We start from the raw sequence: 17,217 nt of genomic DNA, 5'->3' as shown, positions 1-17,217 counted from the left end.
TTTTTCAATACATTAGACAAATCAAACTCATATATAATGATGCTAACACCAGGAAAACTCAATGCCTTCACTATGTTTAAGTTGCCATCTGCATGGCTATGCGGAGTAAGGGTACGTGCTATCAGTAATACTAGTTGTACAGTCAGTGTAAAACATAGATGGATGAATCAGAATCCATTCAACTCTATGTTTTGGGCGGTACAGGGAATGGCAGCAGAACTAGCTACAGGCGCTATGATGATTGGTCAAATTAAAGATAGTGGTAAAAAAATATCTATGTTAGTAGCCAATAATAATGCTTCATTTACTAAAAAGGCGACAGGTAGAATTACATTTGTATGTAATGATGGGCATCTGATTAAAGATGCTCTTGATAAAACGATTGCAACTGGAGAAGGACAAACCTTTTGGATGAAATCAATAGGTACTAATAAAGAAGGTGTAGTTGTATCTACATTTAATTTTGAATGGACGGTAAGATTAAAAAAGTAATATAGGTCTGCTTATTTTAAATCTACTGTAGAAAACGGATCTATATAGATAGCTATCAACGTAATCTTCAATTTTTTAAATGAAGGAGGAGGTAAGCTTAATCTGAATTAAGACATTTTCTTTGCTTACGTAATGATAGTTTAATTTTTTTAGAGCGTTACTATTAGGCTTATTTACCTCTATGGTACATCTTTTATTTTCAATTTTTATTTTTTAACAGCATTTTTATAAATATCGAATTTATTAGTGTAGAGTATCTAGGTATACTATATTATCTCGTGATTGATACAAAAGATTCGTTAAGAGTCAAAGTTGTTATGGCACAATAAAAAGATAAAAAAGAGTTGAGAAAAGGCAGTAAATTAGGCTACTTGAGAGATGTCGGCAAAAAAGATAACAATTTTTAACTAAGTTAAATAAGGGTTAAAGTACCGATTAAATATATATTTTAACTATATTAGATTAAACAACTTTAAAAACGTAAGATTATTCCTACCATTATTAGTAATAAACCTAACAATTCTAAACACCTATTAATTTATGGCTAGAGCAATGTTTGATTACACCAAAACGGTACTTAAAAAAGTTAGTTTTGATGTTAATCTTTTTACAAAGGAAGTAATTAAAGCACTAAATAGATTACTACCGCATGAGATTGAAGAATTAAAACTTTGGATTCAATCGTTAACTTTACATCAACCGGAGTTATTACCGTGTTTAATTTATTTAAAAAAATGAAATAGAAAAGCGACTTTTTAGTCGCTTTTTATTTTGGATACAGGACTTATAATCTGAACATTTTGAAATGTAATTGCTCCCTTAATGACGCCAGCTATGGTGCTGTGCAGAGCTTCAATTATTTGCATCTTTAGTTCGCTTTTATTAAAAATTAGGCTTACTTCTCTTGCCGGAGAGGGTTCATTAAAATAATGGAGGTTACTTTTTTCTTTATCACTAATATCCTGCGTATGAAGATAGGGTAGCAGTGTCATTCCCAATCCTTCGTTAGCCAATTTTACTAATGTTTCAAAGCTTCCACTCTCTAACTGAAAATGATCTTCTTCATAGCTTTTTCTAGTTTTGCATAAGTTAATAATACTATCTTTAAAGCAATGCCCATCTTCTAATAATAACATATCATCAATATCTAAATCTGTGATATCAATTTTATTCTTTTGGCTCAAGCGATGACTTTGAGGAATGTACCCCACAAAAGGTTCATAATATAATACACGCTCTTTTATACTTTCGTTTTGTAACGGTGTTGCTGCAATTGCGGCATCTAGATGTCCATCATGTAACCGTTCTATAATCGCTTCTGTATTTAGTTCTTCAATTTTTAATTTAACTTTTGGATATTTTTTAATAAAATTATTGAGAAACATTGGTAATAAAGTTGGCATCACTGTGGGGATCACACCCAATTTAAATTCACCACCGATAAACCCTTTTTGTTGATCAACAATATCCTGAATACGTTCACTTTCATTTACAATGTTTCGAGCTTGTTGCACCAGCCTTTTTCCTATTTCTGTTAATTCTATAGGTTTTTTACCTCTGTCAAAAATCAGAATATCTAATTCATCTTCTAATTTCTGAATTTGCATACTTAAAGTAGGCTGTGTAACAAATGTCTTTTGAGCAGCTTTTGTGAAATTTTGATGTTCTGCAACAGCTAATACATAGCGTAATTGTGTTATGGTCATATTCTTTATTTAGGAACACAAAAATAGAAAAGCTATTGATGAAATTTATTAAGAATATGCTAAAAATTTATTTTATCTATTGTATTATTGAGGGAATTAATCTTTTCACATCTATGGTCAGATGATATTTTATTAAATAGAACCAGCCCGGAGAACCAAAAGATGTATTAATTATTTGATGTAATCATTAGAATTCCTCGAGGATCTGTTTAGAGTGTAGTGTATAGAATCAGGATATAGAAGTCTTGTTTCCTGATTCTAATAGCGTAGCGGTCTTATTTTTGATACCTCATATCCTTGGATTGAGGTAATTCATTTGAAAAGTTATATTACAGTCTAATCTCTATTGCTAATTCTTCTGTGCTTATTTCAAATTTAGCATCACTCCATACAGGTGGCCCATAGCTCATGTTATTATTAGAAACGCCGTAGCTTTCTGTAGGCATCCCGTTAACATCAAAATCCATTCTTTTGTTATCATTGCGGTCATGTATACAGGTAATCCCATAAACTCCGGCAGGGACATTAGTAAATGTAATTTTAGCGATACCATTTGTAATTTCACTTTTACGTCTTTGTATAGGTGATGGTGTCATAAAGGTAGTCTCATCATAAAGAGAAAAAAGCACGTGTCCATCTGATCCTGAGACATTAGGTACGGTAACAGTTATTGTAGCTTTATCACTTTTTTGAGCATTAGTAGTGAGATTGATTAGAGTAAGGGCAAAAAATAAGAGTAAAGTTTTCATACGTTTGATTTTATTAGTTTTTTTTGATAAATCAAATATCTAATAAAAGTTAAGGGTATTTTAATCTTTAATTCTCAACTGTAGAAAAAATAGGATGAATTGTAAATTACATACTATGGGTTTGTTTAAATAAAAAGGTTTGCTTTAAGAATGGAGCTATAAGTTTAAAATAAAAAAAATTTGATAGTATATCTGTTGACAATTATGAACTAAGCTACTCATTAATCTTTGTTATTAATGAGACTAAAAAAAGTCCTGTTATAAAATAGCAGGACTTTTGATCTCTTATGTAGGTATGTCTTATAGGTTTATCTCAAGTTCAATATTTTCTGATCCTACACTGAATTTAGCATTGTTCCAGGTAGATGAACCATTTTGACTTCTATTATTAGAAGCTCCTGTTTTTTCTTTTGGAGTTCCATCTTCTTTTTTGTCTATAATCACATTGTTATTAGCATCTTCATAACACAAAATGGCATAATCACCAGGTTTAACGTTACTGAATATTACAACGGATTTTCCGTTAACAACTTTAGCTCTTGCAGATTGTAAAGCTTCTTTTTTGTCAAAGTTACTTTGTGTATATAGCATAAAGCGTACTTTGGCATCAGACTCCTTTGCATTAGTTGCAGTAACTGTAATTGAAACGCCATCAAAATCATCACTTTGAGCTTGTATAGAGGTGCCAAAGACGATGAGTAAAAAAAATAAAAATAGTTTTTTCATAGGAATTAATATTTAGGGGTTATTTTAAACAGGTTAAGTATTTTATCTGTTAATCTACATTCTTCTTCTAAGCCTTTATTCGGTATTTATTGACGATTATTACTGTAATTTAAGTAGCTTATTTTATAGAGCAATATACAACAAAGAAAATAATTTATGCAATGGGCATTATAAACTACAATTTTAGAGGTTGAATACCTGATAGTATTTTATAACAGGCCTCTTGCTTTGATCTCCAGATATTTGTTTATGGTATTTACTGTTAAGTCTTCTGGAGCTGTCAATATAGAATGGATACCGTGTTTATTTAATTCATTAACAATCATCTTTTTTTCATAAACGAACTTTTCTGCAATTGTCTTTTCAAAAATTTGTCTGGTAGAAACTGCCGGTTGTTCCAGAATATGCTGTAATTCTGTGTTTTCAAAAAATATAATAACTAACAAGTGTGTTTTTGCAATTGCTTGTAGATATCTTAGCTGCCTATGTAATGCATCCAGTGTTTCAAAATTAGTATATAGTAATAATAAACTCCTATGAGAAATACTACGTTTGACATCAATATATAGTCTTGCAAAGTCAGATTCTGCAAAATCTGTATTTATATTATATAATGTTTCCAGAATCAGATTCATCTGGCTCTTTCTTCTTTGCGCAACGACTGTATTTTCTACTTTGCGCGAAAATGTAAACATGCCTGCTTTGTCTTGTTTTTTTATGGCAATGTTAGAGATTACAAGTGTAGCATTAATAGCATAATCTAATAAGCTCAATTCTTTAAATGGCATTTTCATCACCCTTCCTGTATCGATCACAGAATAAATAGGTTGAGATTTTTCGTCCTGATATTGATTAACCATTAAATGGTTACTCTTAGCAGTTGCTTTCCAATTGATATTGCGGATATCATCACCAGCTACATATTCTTTGATCTGTTCAAATTCTAGTGTATGGCCGATACGTCTTATCTTTTTAAGTCCATAGAGTTTTAATTTATTAGTAAAAGCGATGAACTCATATTTTTTTAGTTGTAAAAAAGATGGATAGTTAGGAACGGAAACCTCTGTAGAAAATTGTTGTCTTCTGGCAATTAAACCAATAGGGGAGGAGGTAAAAATGTTTAGATTCCCAAAATGAAATTCTCCTCGTTCTGTAGGTCTTACAGTATAATTGATTTTCTTTTTTTGTGAAGCTTTTAGAGTAGTCGCTATCTGAAAGTCTCGATATTGAAACTGGATTGGTAGTTCATCAATAATATGTACTTTACTTCTAAACTGGTACCTGTTAGTAATTATGATTTCTATATTGTTTTCATCACCATTAGATAGTTTTTCGGGTAAGACTCTGGTCGCTTGTGTTCCTAATTTATTTATATATAATAGTAAAATGTCAAAAATAAAAACAACAATGAGGATCAATAAGAATAATTTAGCGATCCCGAATACATTATTGAAGAAAAAGGAAATAACAAACAGTGTCGCTATTGAGAAAAATGCGATAAAAAACAGGTTTTTGATATATATACTTTTCAAAAAAGCTTTCACTATCTGGGAATTTCTATAGTTTCTATTATTTGCACTACTGCTTTGTCTGCAGTAAATCCTTCCATCTCACGTTCTGGTGTTAATATAATGCGATGCCTTAGTACAGAAGTAGCTATTTTTTTGATATCATCAGGAGTTACAAAATCACGACCATTGATAGCTGCTAAAGCTTTTGAGGCATTCATAATAGCGATTGATGCTCTTGGAGATGCTCCCAGATATAGATTTCCATTGTTACGTGTGTTAGTAACTATAGAGGCTATATATTTTAATAGATTATCTTCGATTAGTATACTTTTAATAATATCCTGATATTCGGCAATTTGTTGTGCATTAAGAATAGGCTCAATCATTTCTGTAGCCACTGTATTTTTTCTTTGATGATGACCTTCCAGAATTTTCACTTCTTCCTCTACAGAAGGATAGCCTACATTTATTTTAAAAAGAAATCTATCTAACTGTGCTTCAGGAAGCGCATAGGTACCTTCTTGTTCGATAGGGTTTTGGGTTGCAAATACTAAAAAAGGTGCTTGCATCTTATTTTGAATTCCATCAATTGTGATTTGACGTTCTGCCATAACCTCAAACATTGCTGCTTGTGTTTTTGCAGGAGCCCGGTTAATTTCATCAATCAATACAATATTAGAAAATATGGGGCCTTTTTTAAATTCGAACTCTGAAGTCTTTACATTAAAAATAGAAGTTCCCAGAATATCACTAGGCATCAAATCCGGTGTAAACTGAATCCTGCTAAAGTTAACGTTCAGAGTTTTAGCCAATAACTTAGCAGTTACTGTTTTTGCTACTCCGGGTACTCCTTCAATCAATGAATGACCATCTGCAAGAATCGATATGATCAAAAGTTCAATCATATCTTGCTGACCAATGATTATCTTGCTTAATTCATCTTTAATCTGTTGTACAGCTTCCTGAAGATTTTTTAGGTCGATTCTGTTATTAAATTCTATTGGATGCTCATTATTTTCTTCCATAATCTATATCTATAATGTAAATGCTTCTATTTTTTTATTTAAGGTAATCAAGTCTGCCTCACTATGTGTAGTCTTTTCTTTGAGCTGGCGTATATAATTGATCAGTTCTTCGGTTTCTTGTAATGAATGGTTGCTTTTTACTGCCAGTTTTTCAATAAACTGAGGATTTAATTCGTTAGTATTGAGGTAATAGGTGCTTCGTGTTCTTTCCAGGAAGTAATTGATCTTTTTTGATATAATATTACTGTAATCTTTATATTGGAAATAAAGGTCTCCAATAGTTTTGGTAAATTCTATAGACGAGTTTTCCAGAGGTTCTATGACTGGTATAATACGCTGCTCTCTTTTTCCTCTAAAAATAACAAAAAGTAGTAATCCGATTATTAAAACATAGTATGCCCATTGTAAGGATACTTGATTTAATATAAACCGCATAGGTGAATCAATAATTTGTCGCCCGTCTTTTAGATAATCATCCCAATAAATCATAGAATTATCCTTGATAAATGATAGAGATGTCGCTGCATATACTTCATTGCCATCTAGCATATAATAATTAGAAAAAGCTTCAGGTAAAGTATTTAGATACAAACTGCCTGCTCCCTTTTTTATTTTTATAAAATTTACTTGATTTAATGCTTCTTCTTCATTCTTATAATAACTCAAAACGGTGGTGCTCGTGGTATCAAAACTTTTAAAAACAGTTTTGTATATACCTTTTTTAAAAGAAGGTATAGTATCCAGTGATATAGATTTTGTAAAGAAAGTAGGGGTGATTTCTTCTTCAGTGAATTGATATTCAGTTTCCGTTTCAATATTTAGTGAGTCCCTAAAGACAGATCCGTATCTTGTACCAGCAATGAATACCGAGTTTCCTTGTTCAACAAACGTTATTAGTTTTTCATAGGATCGTTTGTCAAAATCAAATCCTGAATTAATGAATAGATATACAGAATTTTGATAATCCAGAGAGTCATTTAAGAATTCATATGGGTTTTTGGAAATTTTTGTTATTTCCTTGTCTTCCTGGTCCTTTAATTCTTCATATAAGATATACCCACCAAACGGAATTGTAGCAGCAGATGTATAACTGGTATCCCAGTTTATAGGTTGTGGCCTTAACAACTCTGTACTTATTATAACTATTAAGGCAAAACCTAATAGGATGAGTATATTTCTAGATCTTTTATCCAATATTTTTAATTTTTATACTCAACTGATCGAACGACTCTTTGGCGTTAGTATATCCTTGCTCATTTAATTCAAATTCTCCATACCAGATATAATCATATAAGTATGATATTCTATTAAAATTTTGTCTAATCGATACATCATCAATTTCTCTTTTATAGTCGGTATTTGTTTTTTCAAAATGATAGGTAATTAAATTTTTAATTGATAATTCTTGTAGCGCTTTTAAATACATATACCGTATTGCTAATCTATAATTTTTTTCTTGTAGTGCATTTTTAATTAATTCGTTTAGATCAATCGTATCTATATGTTCTTCTGTACTATGAATAGGAGCTACCAGTGTATTCTTTTTTCTGAAAAATGATACGGCATCTTTACCAATTAATAATTTGATTAAGAAATAAATAGTAGCAGAAATTAAGATAATATAAATGATCATCTCTATTAGTTTAGCAAATCCAGGATGAACATCTATACCAAAAATGTTGTGAAGTCCTTGTAATAGCCATAAAATTCCGCGTGCAAGAAAGTTCTGTGCTTCACCTTCTGTAGTATGGTAATTAAATTCATTACCACTATATTTTTCATTTAGATTAGTAGAAAAATCCTGTATTACGATTTCACTGGCATCAATATCCACAGTCAATGAATCTTGTTGTGCGAGGATAGGGAAATGTATGAAAGCTATACTTATAAAGTATAGCAAATAAAAGTATTTTTTAATCACCTGAACCAATTTGATTTATTCTTTCCTGAGTATAAATATTATATTTTCCTTCATGTAGAGAAAAATACAAAATTCCATTAATGAATTGAGATAAAGATTGTGAATACGTAAAAATAACTAAAAAAATACAGGTACTTATAATATATATGATTTTAGCTACAGCAGATTCACCAATATTAATGTTAGTATCGACTAAATGAAAAGAATATACACCAATTAGAATTCCAGGAACAAGCATAAATTGTAATAACAGAATTCCGACTAAAAACCCAAGAACTAAATTAACTAAGACACTCTTCCAGAAGCTACCTACTACCAGATTCCAGCCTTCTCCAAAAGCATTAGAGGCATTCTTATTTTCATTTAACATAACCATAAATGAAACACCAAACCATGCAGTGACAGCAAAACCAACGATCAGATTGGCGAAAAACCCTATAAGCGGAATGATTCCGATAATCATGTTTACGATAGAGACTCCAATATAAATGACAACAAGTAGAAGAATAAAAACAATTATTTTACCAATATTTTTATTCACTACTGCCCAAACTTGCTTTTTATCAGTGATAATTTTTCGTTCTTTATTATAAGTTATCAAATAAGCAGAAGCGAGGCTGTAATTAAGTGCTGCAACGGCAATAAATATTACAAAAAAGAGTAAAAAACCAAATCCTATGTACATCAATGATTCATCTTCTGTTGTATTACTTAATCCTGAACTGGCATTAGCCATACCAATAAATCCTGTAACTAAAAGATAGCTTACTCCAAGTAACAGAAATATAAAAATACCATTGTAACTAATAAAGATGTTTGTGAAACTTTTTAAATTATATTTAAAAAAATCGAAGTAAGTTGATATAATACCGCCTAGATCTCTTCGTTGTTTTAGTTCTATATATTTATTTTGCATGCGTTTTATTTAAATATATTGGGTATAAGATATAATAAAAAATGATCAATGCCAGTGAACTAAAAATAATAAACATGGCTAGCCAAACGGGCATATTAGAGTATCTGGTGATAAACCCTTCGATAAATCCTGCAACAATAAAGAAAGGGATCGTGCTAATCACAATTTTTAGACCGTCTTTAGCACCTTTCATAAACGAGACTCTTCTGGAAAATGTTTTTGGAAATAATATACTATTTCCCATTACTAACCCTGCACAACCTGCGATTACAATTACAGATATTTCTATGGTGCCGTGTAACCAGACAGATTTTGAAGCTTCAAATAGTAATCCTTTTGTGTAAAAGAACGTCATAAAAGCACCTAGCATTACACCATTACTAAATAAAATATATCCTGTCCCTATAGATGTAATTACTCCAAAGGCATATGCCAGCAAAGCAACTCTGATATTATTTATAGTTATACCTAGAAAAGAGCCAACCATACTCCCGCTTTTATAAATTGCTGTAGGATCTCCCTGATCGATGTTGTTTAAAGTCTCATTAACATAAGAATCCCCAAGAATTAACCGCAAAAATGAAGCATCATTTATTGCAGAGATGATACCGATACAGCAAGCAACTCCAAACAGAATAAAGGTATATAATAAGGTTTTATGATATTGATAAAAGAATAAAGGAAATTCTGTTTTCCAAAATTCAATAATTCTATTCTTGTTTTCTTTTTTATTAATATATATTTTCTGATGTGCCTGAGAGGCGATAGAGTTTAAATATAATAAAGTTTTGCTATCAGGGTAATACGTTTGTGCGTAAGCAAGGTCATTAGTGAGTTGGATATAGTAATCCGCAAGATCATCTGGGTTTATTCTGAAATTTTCTGTAATTGCTTGTTCAAAAGCTACCCATTTTTCCTTATTTTGCTTCACAAAAGCTGCTTCTCGCATCTATTAATTTTTTTGATAAAGATAATCACTTACTTGTAAATGGCAAATTTAGCAATCAATACTGCACAAAATGTAAATCTGGCTTATAAAACGGTTAGCATAGGAGAAAGGATGTTAGCCTTTTTTATTGACTTTTTTCTTATTTGGTTATATGTTTATATTGTGAGTATTATCACAGAAGCACTAGGTTATGTTTTTAGTGATGCATGGACTGTTTTTGGTCTGCAATCCTTACTTTTCTTACCAGTCATGTTTTATTCACTGGTGATGCACATGATTTTTAATGGAAGAACGGTAGGTAAAATGTTATTAAAGATTCGTGTTGTAAAAGTAGATGGTTTACCGGTACATTGGAGTAATTATTTAATTCGTTGGACATTACGTTTAGTTGATATCTGGATGTTTATGGGATCTATTGGAATTTTGAGTATTTTATTTTCTGAAAAACATCAGCGATTAGGAGATGCGGCAGCGGGAACTGTAGTTATCACAACTAAACAAAAAGTAAAGATATCTCATACAATTCTTGAAGAGGTCGAGGATCTTTATCAACCTTCATTTCTTACGGTTTCTAAACTAACGGATAAAGACGTTAGGATTATTAAAGAAACTTATCTGATAGCAAAAAAAACAAATGATTTTAGAACACTTACGATGTTACGAAACAGAGTTGAAGAAGTGTTAGAAATAAAATCCGACTTATACGATCGACAATTTATAGATACAATTTTAAAAGATTATAGTTATTATACACAAACCATTTAATTTGTGATCTGTTTGATTCAAACTGTGTATTGGTCTTGGGCAGAATAAGGATTGTGTATATAAAGCAGTCTTTTTTTCTAATAGTTTGTATCTTTATAAACAGGTAGTTTGTTGAGTATTTACTTGAGGACGAATGCTTTAATGAATATATTCTGTTTAGGCCATTCGCTGCCATCTACAGGAACATTTGATATTTTATCTGCCACATTCATTCCTTTAACTACTTTGCCAAAAATAGTATGTTCACCATCCAGATGGTAGGCTCCTTTTTTAGCCACTACAATAAAAAATTCATAGGGATTAGAACGATTAGATGGATTGTCCACCCATTGTTTAGATAAAGCAACTGCACCCCGCGTATGTTTTAGTCCTGTTATGGGTTCTTGTGGTAATGTATAATCACCAATTTCAAAACGTTTTTGAGCCATTTCGTTACGATCACTATTTCCACCTTGAATAACAAAACCTTTGGCTACTCTGTAAAAAAAAGTTTCATCAAAATAATTTTGTTTAACTAAGTATATAAAGTTGGCACGATGTAAGGGAGATTGCTCATATAATTGTATGTCAATATCACCATATCTTGTAGTGATCCGCACGAGAGTCTCTGGGTTTTCTTTTCCATATTGAAGCAAAAATTCTCTGGCATTTTCATTTGATAATTGAAATGGTTTTAGAAGTGTATCAGTTGCGGAACTCTTCTTTCCTGTTTCTGATTTTGAGGGAGATATATTCTTTTTTTCGCTTGTTTTTTTCACTAAAACACTATCTTCATTTTTTGTAATTTTCTGTTTATTTTTTTTAGATTGTGTATCTTCACAACTAGAAATAATAAAAATACTGATTACACTATATATTAATACTTTGGTAAATGACATTTGAAACATTTAAAAATTTAATTCCAAAAATAAAGAAAATGTCAATACCAGGAGAGTCTTCTCATTTTATAATGGCACCTGAGATTAGAAAAAGAGCATTAGACACGATTAAGATTTCTGAGCAATATCCCAGAAATGCAGCGGTTATGATGTTATGCTATCCAAAGAATGAAGAAACGCATATTGCTTTGATTTTAAGACCAGTATATGAAGGTGTGCATTCTGGTCAAATTGCGCTGCCAGGCGGAAAAGTGGAAACATTTGATGATACTTATCAAACAGCAGCTCTAAGAGAAACCTGGGAAGAAATAGGAATTACCAAGGAAAAAATTGAGGTGATCAAAAAGCTAACAAAAGTATATGTACCACCATCTAATTTTTGGGTACATCCTTTTCTTGGTATATCTAAAGGAGTACTTGATTTTATATTACAAGAAGAAGAAGTAGCAAAGGTAATAGAGGTGCCATTAAAGGAATTATTAAACGAAAAGAATGTAACTTCAAAAAAATTATCAACATCATATGCTGCAAATATAGAAGTACCATCCTTTCAGTTAGGCGGTTATACAGTTTGGGGAGCAACTGCCATGATGCTTAGTGAACTTAAAGTGTTTTTAAAGGAGGCTATGGATGTATGATTTTGTATATTGGCAATCTATTTTTTCATGAAAATGACCTAATATCTTAGGCGATATTGACTTTACCAGACTAATATTTAGCAGTGTAAATAGATTCTGATAGAATAAAAAACTGAATAGTAATTATCCGGCATTTATAGTGTACGGAGGAATAGTAAACTAAATTATTTATGGGATTGTTTAAGAGAAATCCTTTTGGACATACACTAATTTTTAAAAAATGGCTTATTCGTATTATGGGAGGGTTAACCCATAGGCGTTATCGCGGGTTCAATGAGTTAAAAATTGAGGGAAGCGAGATTTTTAAAGATCTTCCTGACAATAATGTATTATTTGTTTCTAATCACCAGACCTATTTTGCGGATGTTGTGGCTATGTTTCATGTATTTAATGCAAGTTTGAGTGGGAGAGTAGATTCAATTAAGAATGTAGGCTATTTGTGGAACCCTAAGCTTAACTTGTACTATGTAGCAGCAAAAGAGACTATGAATGCTGGTTTTTTAGCTAAATTACTTTCATATGCGGGAGCGATTACAGTAGAAAGAACATGGAGATCCAAAGGAGAAGATATCAATAGACAGGTTAAAATGAGTGATATTACTAATATTTCCAGAGCTCTGGATGATGGTTGGGTTATCACTTTTCCACAAGGAACGACTAAACCTTTTAAACCAATTCGAAAAGGTACTGCTCATATTATTAAAAAATATAAGCCCATTGTGATCCCTATAGTCATAGACGGATTTAGAAGATCTTTTGATAAAAAAGGAGTGGTTATTAAAAAGAAAGGAATTCTACAGTCTATGGTGATTAAAAAAGCACTAGACATTGATTACGATAATGATACTATAGCTGAAATTGTCGAGAAATTAGAATATGCAATCGAGCAACATCCATCATTTCTAAAGGTTATTCCGCAGGATGTACTGGAAGCGGAAGAAGAACTAAACGAAAAAAGACGTTGGGAGTATTAAGAGGTTTTGAATTGATATAATATATTCAGTTCATATAGATAATGGTAATCTAAAATCATATTTTAAAAATTATGAGAATACGCAGGATTACTGGAATATTAACTTGTATCTTTTTTTGCATTTTTTATACAAAAGCAAGAGCTCAATTAGGGTTTTGTAGTGGAAATAAAGGAGCGCCTATTTTTATGGAAACTTTTGGAACTGGTACTGTGGATGGACCAGCATTGCCAGCCGGAAGGACAACATATCAATATGTAAGTGGTAGACCTTTTGACGGGCAATATACTATTTCCAGTTTCACTGATTATTTCGAATGGCATAATACCCCAGATCATACCCCAGGTGATGTAGATGGCCGAAGTCTTATTTTTAATGCGGATTTTACCGCAGGCGAATTTTATAAAAGAACGGTAACTGGTCTTTGCGAAAATACCTCCTATGAATTTTCTTCTTGGTTAATAAATTTATTACCTGATTTTTCAGGCTGTGCTCCGGAAATTCCGGTAGTAGTAAATTTTCAAATTTGGGATAATACAGATACCGTGCTATTAGCTTCTGGTGATACAGGAGTGATCGCTTCTACTTCTTCTGCATTGTGGCGACAATACGGACTTGTATTTCAAACCGTTTCCGGACAAAGTTCTGTGATTCTAAAAATGATTAATAATAGTGAAGGTGGATGTGGTAATGATCTGGCAATTGATGATATTACCTTTAGGACTTGTGGGGATGCTATTACAATTACAGATACACAAAATGATGATGCAAAAATTATTTGTGAAGAAGATATACCTGTCCAATTGCAGTTAATGGCAACTCCGGATTTTTCAATTTACTCATCTCATGCCTATCAGTGGCAACAAAGCACGGATGGAATTAATTGGGTAAATATAACCGGAGAGAACTCATCGATATATTCAACTCCATTGATAACAAATTCAATCTCTTATAGAGTTAACGTTGCAGAAGATGCAATTAATCTGAATAATACTTCTTGTAGTTCATTGTCAGAAATTTTTGAGATACTAATTGTAGAGAAACCAGACCCTCCTATTAGCAATGGAAATGAAATAAGGTGTGAAAATGTTTCACCATTTATTTTTGTAGAAGTTCCTGAGGATGTAACTGTTAATTGGTATGATAGCGCCATTGGAGGCAATTTGATTGCTTCTAATACTGTTGGCTATTCCAGTGCTGTATCAGGAACATTTTATGCTGAAGCTTCCTCTGCTCTCGTAGCTTGTGTATCTGACTCGAGAACCCCAGTTTCGTTAGAATTATTAGCTGCACCTGTTGTAAATGACGAGCAGCTTGTTTTTTGCGAGGGTACTTCAATTGTACTGGATGCAACTATTGCTGATGCCTCTTATGTATGGAGTACGGGTGAGACTATCCAGAAAATTGAGGCAAATACAGCAGGTTCCTATACCGTGGAGATTACTAATAGTAATGGGTGTTCTAATATTAAAACGATCACGCTTGCATCTATTCTAACTCCTCAGATTGAAAATATAATAGAAGAAAACAATATGATAACTGTGATCACTACTACTGCCGGTGATTATGAATATTCTCTGGATGGAATAACATATCAGAGTAGTAATACATTCCAGAATTTATCAGGAGGTGTCTATACTTTTTATGTTAGGGGACCATATGATTGTGGCGAGGATTCAAAGTCATTTCTTTTTTTAGAATACCCTCAGTATTTTACACCTAATGAGGATGGCTTTCATGACTATTGGCACATTGTAGGTATAGAAAATTACCCATTAGCTTCTACATTTATTTATGATCGATATGGTAAATTGTTGAAACAAATGTCAGCGAATGATCGGGGATGGGATGGAACTTATCAAGGGAGACAAGTAACCTCTTCAGAATATTGGTTTCATGTGGATTTAAAGGATGGAAACATCGTTCGAGGTCATTTTTCATTAATTAGATAGGTATTTATAAGTAAATTGATGTATTTATAAATTATAACATATGCCCTCAGGTCAGACAAAGTGTTAAATTTGGGTGTATCTTTCTTTTTCTACAAAAGTTAGATTAATTCCTATTTTCCGTTTGTTTTTTTGTATATCCTATAATAACTGGTTTTTGTTTTTTGACATTATAGCATAACGAAGCTCTATTTAGACCATAGGTCTTACCATTTTTAATTTCATTATTAATATGTAGTTTTCCAGAGGCTCTCCAGGCCTTTTGAATACCTTCACGTTTTCCGTTTTTATAATTAAAAACACTAAAAGGTGAACCATCTGCATACCACTTTTTTTGAGTTCCTTCCATTTTGCCATCGTGATACCAGTAATCTGATTTTAAAATTCCGCTTTTCCAGTATATATTATGTTTTCCAGTTACACGATTGTATTTATATTGTTTGGTTTCAAAAATATTTCCGTTATCGTAAAAACTATGATAAGCTCCGTGCCGCTTTCCTTTATGAACAGAAATATATGCAGTCATTTTAACTCTGGGATGATACTTTTTTAAAATACCCGAAAATTGTTGATTTTTAAAATAAAAAAGACCATTTTTAATTGAGAAATCATGATCTGATGCAGTTATGGTATCTTTTGGAATTTTAGAAATATCAATAGAATAATCGAATTTTTGTTCTGATGGTGTTTTTATGTTTATATTCTCTTTTATAGTGCTTGTTTCATTGTTAACATTATTACAGGAGTAAAATGTGGTTAACACACAAAAAATAATGCTGATAGAATAAATATGGTGTTTGATCAGCGTAGAATGTATTATATATTTATAATAAATCATAATGCATTTAATGATTTTTTTTGCTTGTTAAAGCTTATGCATATTAAGAAAAGTATCTATGTTTGATAGCATCACAGATACTTTTCTATCAAGTTAATTAGCATTTAGTTTCCAGAACTAATCCCGGGAGTACCGTGATAGGCACCTGATTTTAAAACATACCAACCAGAATCTAAGTAATTCTCATTGCTACAGTGGTAATGATAAATCTCATCTGGAAATTCTGTTGTAGCTCCTGTGTGGCCACCGTTTTCATCTAAATCATCAGGATAAGAACCATCTTCTTCCTGTCGTCCGTAAATAGGGAAGCCATCTCTTAAGAAACCAATCAATTTGGAATCGTTTATGGTAGGGTAGGTGCTTCCATCATTCTCTTCATAAATACTTAGTTGTGCAGCTGTATGATAATGATAATCAGTATTTGGTCCGGGATGCGCACCTGCTGCGTCAAATGTGCTCATAGCAACTACACCAAGTACATCTCTACCTTCAAAATTATTGTAAATAGGAACTCCATTTAACGCTAAACCGATTACTCCAAGATCAGTCTCTTCTTTATTTTCAGCTTCTGATGGTGTTGTAGGAATTTCCATGGTATAATCAAAAGCAGTCATTAATGTGTTCATATTATTTTGATAAGTAATAATGGCATTGCCATCATCATCAGTACTGATCAATCTTCCTAATTCATCATCATTATAATAAATATCATTAGTAATTAGATATGTAGGGAACGGCTCATATAATTCGTGTGCTTGATTTTCTATATCCCAGTATGGGGTTTTATGATCAGGTAAACCAGTACTTGTTATAGTGATTAATTCATCCTCTACAGTTACCGTAACACCATTATCTGAGTAAAATGCATCCTGAACAACTGAAGAGATATCTACAGTTACTTCTTCCATCGAATCATCATCAGAGTCGCTTTCATCAGAATCACTACAGCTAAATAAGAACAGTGATATTGATAATATCGTTAAAAACTTTTTCATTTTGAAATTTTTAAATTAGTAATATTGTTATGTGTTAAAATTAAAAATTTTAAAATCATACATTCATTATTGATGCGTGCTTTCAGTGAGTTGTAACGAGTATTCAGTGAGTGAAAGGTATTCTGAGTTTAATTTTTGCTCTGGTATTTTCAATAGAATTGCTAACCACTCATTTTGGTAACTTAAAT

At 31.8% G+C, this 17,217-nt stretch carries 18 protein-coding genes; 6 read left to right on the top strand and 12 right to left on the bottom strand.

Annotation, left to right across the window (positions count from 1 at the left end; translation table 11 throughout):
* Positions 1-36 precede the first annotated feature (36 nt).
* Positions 37-492: a DUF4442 domain-containing protein gene (locus ABD816_RS15145; protein WP_344928815.1), complete on the top strand. Its 456-nt coding sequence runs from the start codon at positions 37-39 to the stop codon at positions 490-492.
* Positions 493-1,032: 540 nt separating this feature from the next.
* Positions 1,033-1,230 (top strand): hypothetical protein, encoded by a 198-nt coding sequence (locus ABD816_RS15140; RefSeq protein WP_344928813.1) that lies wholly within the window; start codon positions 1,033-1,035, stop codon positions 1,228-1,230.
* A 17-nt stretch (positions 1,231-1,247) separates the two neighbouring features.
* On the opposite strand, the gene ABD816_RS15135 is transcribed toward ABD816_RS15140, so the two are convergent.
* The 9 genes from ABD816_RS15135 to ABD816_RS15095 all read right to left on the bottom strand — a co-directional run bounded on the left by ABD816_RS15135 (position 1,248) and on the right by ABD816_RS15095 (position 9,995).
* Complete coding sequence (locus ABD816_RS15135; protein ID WP_344928812.1) at positions 1,248-2,198, bottom strand: LysR family transcriptional regulator; 951 nt, start codon at positions 2,196-2,198, stop codon at positions 1,248-1,250.
* Positions 2,199-2,527: 329 nt separating this feature from the next.
* Positions 2,528-2,947 carry a DUF2141 domain-containing protein gene (locus tag ABD816_RS15130; RefSeq protein ID WP_344928810.1) on the bottom strand — a complete coding sequence of 140 codons (420 nt, stop codon included), beginning with the start codon at positions 2,945-2,947 and terminating at the stop codon, positions 2,528-2,530.
* Positions 2,948-3,247: 300 nt separating this feature from the next.
* Complete coding sequence (locus tag ABD816_RS15125) at positions 3,248-3,673, bottom strand: DUF2141 domain-containing protein (RefSeq protein ID WP_344928808.1); 426 nt, start codon at positions 3,671-3,673, stop codon at positions 3,248-3,250.
* Positions 3,674-3,882: 209 nt separating this feature from the next.
* Positions 3,883-5,205: a DUF58 domain-containing protein gene (locus ABD816_RS15120; RefSeq protein ID WP_344928805.1), complete on the bottom strand. Its 1,323-nt coding sequence runs from the start codon at positions 5,203-5,205 to the stop codon at positions 3,883-3,885.
* 11 nt (positions 5,206-5,216) lie between these two features.
* A complete protein-coding gene (locus tag ABD816_RS15115) occupies positions 5,217-6,209 on the bottom strand; it encodes an AAA family ATPase (protein WP_344928802.1) in 993 nt (330 codons plus the stop codon).
* 9 nt (positions 6,210-6,218) lie between these two features.
* Positions 6,219-7,403: a DUF4350 domain-containing protein gene (locus ABD816_RS15110; RefSeq protein WP_344928800.1), complete on the bottom strand. Its 1,185-nt coding sequence runs from the start codon at positions 7,401-7,403 to the stop codon at positions 6,219-6,221.
* Positions 7,396-8,109: a hypothetical protein gene (locus tag ABD816_RS15105; protein ID WP_344928798.1), complete on the bottom strand. Its 714-nt coding sequence runs from the start codon at positions 8,107-8,109 to the stop codon at positions 7,396-7,398. Before ABD816_RS15105 ends, ABD816_RS15110 begins: the two co-directional genes overlap by 8 nt.
* Before the next feature lie 13 nt (positions 8,110-8,122).
* Positions 8,123-9,046 carry a hypothetical protein gene (locus ABD816_RS15100; protein ID WP_344928796.1) on the bottom strand — a complete coding sequence of 308 codons (924 nt, stop codon included), beginning with the start codon at positions 9,044-9,046 and terminating at the stop codon, positions 8,123-8,125.
* Positions 9,036-9,995 (bottom strand): stage II sporulation protein M, encoded by a 960-nt coding sequence (locus ABD816_RS15095; protein WP_344928795.1) that lies wholly within the window; start codon positions 9,993-9,995, stop codon positions 9,036-9,038. Before ABD816_RS15095 ends, ABD816_RS15100 begins: the two co-directional genes overlap by 11 nt.
* 39 nt (positions 9,996-10,034) lie before the next feature.
* Between ABD816_RS15095 and ABD816_RS15090 the strand changes: the two genes are divergently transcribed.
* Complete coding sequence (locus ABD816_RS15090) at positions 10,035-10,760, top strand: RDD family protein (protein ID WP_344928794.1); 726 nt, start codon at positions 10,035-10,037, stop codon at positions 10,758-10,760.
* Positions 10,761-10,879: 119 nt separating this feature from the next.
* On the opposite strand, the gene ABD816_RS15085 is transcribed toward ABD816_RS15090, so the two are convergent.
* Positions 10,880-11,638 carry a peptidylprolyl isomerase gene (locus tag ABD816_RS15085; protein WP_344928793.1) on the bottom strand — a complete coding sequence of 253 codons (759 nt, stop codon included), beginning with the start codon at positions 11,636-11,638 and terminating at the stop codon, positions 10,880-10,882.
* Between the two features lie 38 nt (positions 11,639-11,676).
* Here ABD816_RS15085 and ABD816_RS15080 point away from each other — a divergent pair, with 38 nt between their 5' ends.
* From ABD816_RS15080 to ABD816_RS15070, 3 genes are all read left to right on the top strand, one after another.
* Complete coding sequence (locus ABD816_RS15080) at positions 11,677-12,276, top strand: NUDIX hydrolase (protein WP_344928792.1); 600 nt, start codon at positions 11,677-11,679, stop codon at positions 12,274-12,276.
* Positions 12,277-12,446: 170 nt separating this feature from the next.
* Positions 12,447-13,250: a lysophospholipid acyltransferase family protein gene (locus ABD816_RS15075; protein WP_344928790.1), complete on the top strand. Its 804-nt coding sequence runs from the start codon at positions 12,447-12,449 to the stop codon at positions 13,248-13,250.
* A gap of 71 nt (positions 13,251-13,321) precedes the next feature.
* The gene (locus ABD816_RS15070) at positions 13,322-15,199 is read left to right on the top strand and encodes a T9SS type B sorting domain-containing protein (protein ID WP_344928789.1); all 1,878 of its coding nucleotides are present in this window, start codon (positions 13,322-13,324) and stop codon (positions 15,197-15,199) included.
* Between the two features lie 103 nt (positions 15,200-15,302).
* Here the strand turns inward: ABD816_RS15070 and ABD816_RS15065 are convergent, their stop codons facing one another.
* Both ABD816_RS15065 and ABD816_RS15060 read right to left on the bottom strand, forming a co-directional pair.
* On the bottom strand, positions 15,303-16,034 hold the full coding sequence (locus ABD816_RS15065; RefSeq protein WP_344928787.1) for a toxin-antitoxin system YwqK family antitoxin: 732 nt from the start codon (positions 16,032-16,034) through the stop codon (positions 15,303-15,305).
* Between the two features lie 104 nt (positions 16,035-16,138).
* Positions 16,139-17,029 carry a YHYH protein gene (locus ABD816_RS15060; RefSeq protein WP_344928785.1) on the bottom strand — a complete coding sequence of 297 codons (891 nt, stop codon included), beginning with the start codon at positions 17,027-17,029 and terminating at the stop codon, positions 16,139-16,141.
* Positions 17,030-17,217 lie beyond the last annotated feature (188 nt).

It is taken from the genome of Aquimarina addita, assembly GCF_039539305.1.
Lineage (GTDB): Bacteria > Bacteroidota > Bacteroidia > Flavobacteriales > Flavobacteriaceae > Aquimarina > Aquimarina addita.
This window is presented reverse-complemented; position numbering and strand designations above follow the sequence as displayed.

Bases quoted from the DNA above. Each gene is read 5' to 3' on its own strand.
- ABD816_RS15140 (WP_344928813.1), top strand. From the start codon at position 1,033: ATGGCTAGAGCAATGTTTGATTACACCAAAACGGTACTTAAAAAAGTT.
- ABD816_RS15070 (WP_344928789.1), top strand. From the start codon at position 13,322: ATGAGAATACGCAGGATTACTGGAATATTAACTTGTATCTTTTTTTGC.
- ABD816_RS15135 (WP_344928812.1), bottom strand. From the start codon at position 2,198: ATGACCATAACACAATTACGCTATGTATTAGCTGTTGCAGAACATCAA.
- ABD816_RS15085 (WP_344928793.1), bottom strand. From the start codon at position 11,638: ATGTCATTTACCAAAGTATTAATATATAGTGTAATCAGTATTTTTATT.
- ABD816_RS15095 (WP_344928795.1), bottom strand. From the start codon at position 9,995: ATGCGAGAAGCAGCTTTTGTGAAGCAAAATAAGGAAAAATGGGTAGCT.
- ABD816_RS15100 (WP_344928796.1), bottom strand. From the start codon at position 9,046: ATGCAAAATAAATATATAGAACTAAAACAACGAAGAGATCTAGGCGGT.
- ABD816_RS15090 (WP_344928794.1), top strand. From the start codon at position 10,035: ATGGCAAATTTAGCAATCAATACTGCACAAAATGTAAATCTGGCTTAT.
- ABD816_RS15130 (WP_344928810.1), bottom strand. From the start codon at position 2,947: ATGAAAACTTTACTCTTATTTTTTGCCCTTACTCTAATCAATCTCACT.
- ABD816_RS15080 (WP_344928792.1), top strand. From the start codon at position 11,677: ATGTCAATACCAGGAGAGTCTTCTCATTTTATAATGGCACCTGAGATT.
- ABD816_RS15065 (WP_344928787.1), bottom strand. From the start codon at position 16,034: ATGATTTATTATAAATATATAATACATTCTACGCTGATCAAACACCAT.
- ABD816_RS15125 (WP_344928808.1), bottom strand. From the start codon at position 3,673: ATGAAAAAACTATTTTTATTTTTTTTACTCATCGTCTTTGGCACCTCT.
- ABD816_RS15075 (WP_344928790.1), top strand. From the start codon at position 12,447: ATGGGATTGTTTAAGAGAAATCCTTTTGGACATACACTAATTTTTAAA.
- ABD816_RS15145 (WP_344928815.1), top strand. From the start codon at position 37: ATGATGCTAACACCAGGAAAACTCAATGCCTTCACTATGTTTAAGTTG.
- ABD816_RS15060 (WP_344928785.1), bottom strand. From the start codon at position 17,029: ATGAAAAAGTTTTTAACGATATTATCAATATCACTGTTCTTATTTAGC.
- ABD816_RS15115 (WP_344928802.1), bottom strand. From the start codon at position 6,209: ATGGAAGAAAATAATGAGCATCCAATAGAATTTAATAACAGAATCGAC.